Source organism: Streptomyces sp. UNOC14_S4, from assembly GCF_020740835.1.
Taxonomy (GTDB): domain Bacteria; phylum Actinomycetota; class Actinomycetes; order Streptomycetales; family Streptomycetaceae; genus Streptomyces.
In genome coordinates this window covers 1-4057 of sequence record NZ_JAINFC010000610.1, presented here as the reverse complement: position 1 = coordinate 4057, position 4057 = coordinate 1, and the positions used below count along the sequence as shown (strand labels likewise).

Here is a 4057-nt window from a genome sequence, read left to right as displayed (position 1 = left end):
CAGCCCCGAAGGCCCCGCACATGCCGGAACCGCTCCGCGGCCCCGCGTTCTCCTCGTACGAGCCCGAGGACGTCGGCTGGCTGCTCCAGGACCTCTCCCCGGTCACGCTCGAAGCCCCGGTCGAGGAGCGGGAGGAGGCGATCCAGCGCGGCGGCGCGCACTACGCGGAGTCCCTGCCGGTCGAGTACCAGCCCAGCGCCGAGTACCGGGCCCTCTTCCAGGCCGCCCTCGGCGTCTCCGCCGCCCGCGTGGCCCGGGCCGTCGGCGCCGTCACGGAGACCGTGCTGGCCGAGCGGTCACCCCGCCCGGTGCTCGTCTCGCTGGCCCGCGCGGGCACGCCCGTCGGCGTGCTGATGCGCCGCTGGGCCCGCCACGCGCACGGCCTCGACCTGCCGCACTACGCCGTCTCCATCGTCCGCGGCCGCGGCATCGACCGCACCGCCCTGCGCTGGCTGGCCGACCGCCACGACCCGGCCGACGTCGTGTTCGTCGACGGCTGGACGGGCAAGGGCGCGATCACCCGCGAGCTCGCGGAGGCCCTCGCCGAGCACGGGGCCCTCGCCGGACAGGGGGGCTTCGACCCCCGGCTCGCGGTCCTCGCCGACCCCGGCCACTGCGTGGAGACGTACGGCACGCGCGACGACTTCCTCATCCCGTCCGCCTGCCTCAACTCGACCGTCTCCGGCCTGATATCCCGCACGGTCCTGCGCTCCGACCTCGTCGGCCCGCACGACTTCCACGGCGCCAAGTTCTACCGCGAGCTCGCGGACGCCGATGTCTCGCGCGCCTTCCTCGACGCCGTCACCGCCTGCTTCCCGGACGTCGAGGAGCAGGTCGCCCTCGACGCCAAGGAGCTGGCCGCGGCGGACCGCACCCCCACCTGGGCGGGCTGGGAGGCCGTCGAGCGCATCAGCGAGGAGTACGGCATCCACGACCCCAACCTCGTCAAGCCCGGCGTCGGCGAGACCACCCGCGTCCTGCTGCGCCGCGTCCCGTGGAAGATCCTCGCGCAGCGCGGCGCGGGCGCCGACCTCGACCACGTACGGCTGCTCGCCGCCCAGCGCGGCGTGCCCGTGGAGGAGACGGACGGCCTGCCGTACACGTGCGTCGGCCTGATCCACCCCCGCTACACCCGCGGCGCGACCGGCGCCGACGGCACGGCGGTGGCCCGGTGACCCTGCTCGTCGCCAGCGACCTCGACCGCACCCTCATCTACTCCTCCGCCGCCCTCGCCCTGGGCATGCCGGACGCCCGCGCGCCGCGCCTGCTCTGCGTCGAGACGTACGAGGGCAAGCCCCTGTCGTACATGACGGAGACCGCCGCCGGGCTGCTCGACGCCCTGGGCCGGGCCGCCGTGTTCGTCCCCACCACCACCCGCACCCGCGAGCAGTACCGCAGGGTCCGGCTGCCCGGCCCCACGCCGGAGTACGCGATCTGCGCGAACGGCGGCGAACTGCTCGTACGCGGCGAGCCGGACCGCGACTGGCGGCGGCGCGTCGAGCGCACGCTGGCCGCCGAGTGCGCGGGGCTCGACGAGGTCCGTACGCACCTGGAGCGCGCCGCCGACCCCGGCTGGCTGCTCAAGGCACCGCGCGCCGCCGAGGACCTCTTCGTCTACCTCGTGGTGGACCGGCCCCTGCTGCCCGCCGCGTGGGTCGACGAGCTGACCGCGTGGGCCGACGCCCGCGGCTGGTCGGTCTCCGTGCAGGGCCGCAAGGTCTACGCCGTGCCGCGGCCGCTCACCAAGGGCGCCGCGGTCACCGAGGTCGCGCGCCGCACGGGCGCGGCCGAAGTGCTCGGCGCGGGCGACTCGTTGCTCGACGCCGACCTGCTCATGGCCGCCGACCGCGGCTGGCGGCCGGGCCACGGCGAGCTCGCCGACACCGGCTGGACCGCACCGCACGTCACGGCCCTGGCGACGCGGGGCGTGCTGGCGGGGGAGGAAATCCTCACGGCGTTCAACAAGGCAACGGCGTAGGCTCGTTCGGGGGCCGGACCGCCATGGCCTCCCCGTCGGTCACAGGGAATCGCGAGGAGGAACGCATGGCTGAGTTCGCCGAGTTCAAGGGCGTCCGGATGACCCCCGAGCTGTACGACTACGTGCTCGCGCACAATCCACCGCTCCCGCCGGTGCAGCGCCGCCTCGTGGACCTCACCCACACCAAGCTGCCCGGCGTGGCGGTCAAACAGATCGCCCGGGAACAGGGCCCGCTGCTGGCCTTCCTGGTGCGCCTCACCGGCGCCCGGCACATCGTGGAGGTCGGCACCTTCACCGGCCTGTCCTCCCTGGCCATGGCCGAGGCGCTGCCCGCCGACGGCACGCTGGTCACGCTCGACATCTCGGCGGAGTGGACGGCGTACGCGCGCGACGCGTGGGCCGAGGCCGGCGTGGCCGACCGTATCGACCTGCGCATCGCCCCCGCGGCCGACTCCCTGCGGGCCATGCCCGCCGAGCCGCACATCGACCTGGCCTTCATCGACGCCGACAAGGAGGGCTACATCACCTACTGGGAGGAGCTGGTGCCGCGGCTGCGCCCCGGCGGCCTGATCGTCGTCGACAACGTCCTCTTCGGCGGCACGGTCCTCGACCCGGTCCCGGGCACGATGGGCCACCACGTCGAGCGGTTCAACGCCCATGCGGCGGCGGACAAGCGGATGGACTCCGTCATGCTGGCGGTGGCGGACGGGCTGACGCTCGCGTGCCGGGTGGCGTAGCCGACAGCCGTCTTTGTCTGCGGGCCGGTGGGGGTTGCTCGCGCCCACGCGGCGGAGCCGCACATCGATGCAGCCCCGCGCCCCTTACGGGGCCGCCTTCTGTGCTGCCGCTTGGCGGATCTCCTGCACCACCCGCGCCGCCGTCTCCCGCACGGCCTCCGTCTCCTGCAGGAAATGCCACCAGTCGGGGTGCCGTCCCTGGAGCCCGGCGACCGCCCGGTCCAGTCGCGCCACCGCCTCGTCGAGGGGCCCGGCGTGGCGCGGGTCGGGCGTGCTGCGGCCCGCCATCGCCAGCCGCTGCGCGTCCCGCAGCGCGAACCGCGTCCGCTCGACCTCCTGCTGGTGGTCGAAGGACACCTCGTCCAGCCGCCGCAGCCGGTCGCGCGCGGCGGACACCGACTCGTCGGTGGTGCTCAGCAGGGCGCGCACGGTCGCGAGCCGGGAGAGCGCGTCCGGCCACCGCTGCTCGTCGCGCGCGGTCTGCGCCTCCCGCAGCTTCTCCTCGGCCTGGGCGGTCGCGCGGGCCGCCTCCTCCGGCACCCGCTGGAGGTCCTGCCAGCACGCGGCGCTGTAGCGGCGGCGCAGCTCGCTGAGGACGGGCTCGACCTCGCCGGCGCGGTTGGCGATCGCCTGGGCGCGGGTGCGCAGCGAGACGAGCCGCTTGTCGAGGTCGGCGGCCTTCCGCGGCAGGCCCTCGGCGTCGGCGCGGATCGTTTCCGCATCCCGCAGTACGCGCTCGGCGCGGTCGATCGTCTCCTGCACGCCGTGCTGCCCGGCGCCCTGGTTGAGCCTGGTCAGCTCGGGGGAGAGGGCCGCGAGCCGGGCGGCGAGATCGTCGGCGCGCAGCCCGGAGGCCCGTACGCCGTCCAGTGCGTCGCTCGCGGCGCGCAGCCCCTGCCGGGCCCGCTCCACGGCGGGCGCGAGCCGGGCCAGCTGCTCCTCCGCCCGGCGCAGCAGCGGCCCCAGGCTCTCCCCGAACCGCTCCAGGTCGGCCTTGACCCGCACCAGCTCGTCCTTGGCCCTGGTGAGCTCGGTACGCGCGCGGGCGGCGGTGGCCGCGTCCAGGTCCTCGCGGTCGAGGTCGTGGGCGTCGACGGCGCCGATGTACGCCCCGGACGCCTCGTCGACGCGCCGCCCGAACGCCTCGAAGTCGGCGGCCGCCTTGCGGGCGGCGGGCGAGGGATCGACCGCGGTGATCGTCTCCAGGGAGATCCGCAGGTCGCGCTGGGCGGTGTCCAGCTCGTAGAAGGCGGTGGCCGCGGCGTCCTTCGCGGCCTGGGCCTCGGCGCGCTGTCCTTCGCCGCGGGACCGGCCCCAGCGGCGCGTGCCGCCGCCGGAGAAG

At 75.5% G+C, this 4057-nt stretch carries 4 protein-coding genes; 3 read left to right on the top strand and 1 reads right to left on the bottom strand.

From position 1 onward, the window contains the following. The 3 genes from K6I34_RS33020 to K6I34_RS33010 form a co-directional block, all read left to right on the top strand. On the top strand, positions 1-1175 hold a 1175-nt coding region (locus tag K6I34_RS33020), incomplete at its 5' end, for a cysteine protease StiP family protein (RefSeq protein ID WP_229331724.1). Then, the gene (locus tag K6I34_RS33015; protein WP_229331723.1) at positions 1172-1978 is read left to right on the top strand and encodes an HAD family hydrolase; all 807 of its coding nucleotides are present in this window, start codon (positions 1172-1174) and stop codon (positions 1976-1978) included. The genes K6I34_RS33020 and K6I34_RS33015, both read left to right, overlap by 4 nt. A 65-nt stretch (positions 1979-2043) precedes the next feature. After that, complete coding sequence (locus tag K6I34_RS33010) at positions 2044-2715, top strand: O-methyltransferase (protein ID WP_229331722.1); 672 nt, start codon at positions 2044-2046, stop codon at positions 2713-2715. An 84-nt stretch (positions 2716-2799) separates the two neighbouring features. Here K6I34_RS33010 and K6I34_RS33005 read toward each other — a convergent pair. Continuing rightward, the coding region (locus K6I34_RS33005; RefSeq protein ID WP_229331721.1) for a hypothetical protein at positions 2800-4057 on the bottom strand (1258 nt) is incomplete at its 5' end.

What these genes read in the sequence shown, in the direction of transcription:
- K6I34_RS33010 (WP_229331722.1), top strand. Translation starts at nt 2,044, where the DNA reads ATGGCTGAGTTCGCCGAGTTCAAGGGCGTCCGGATGACCCCCGAGCTG.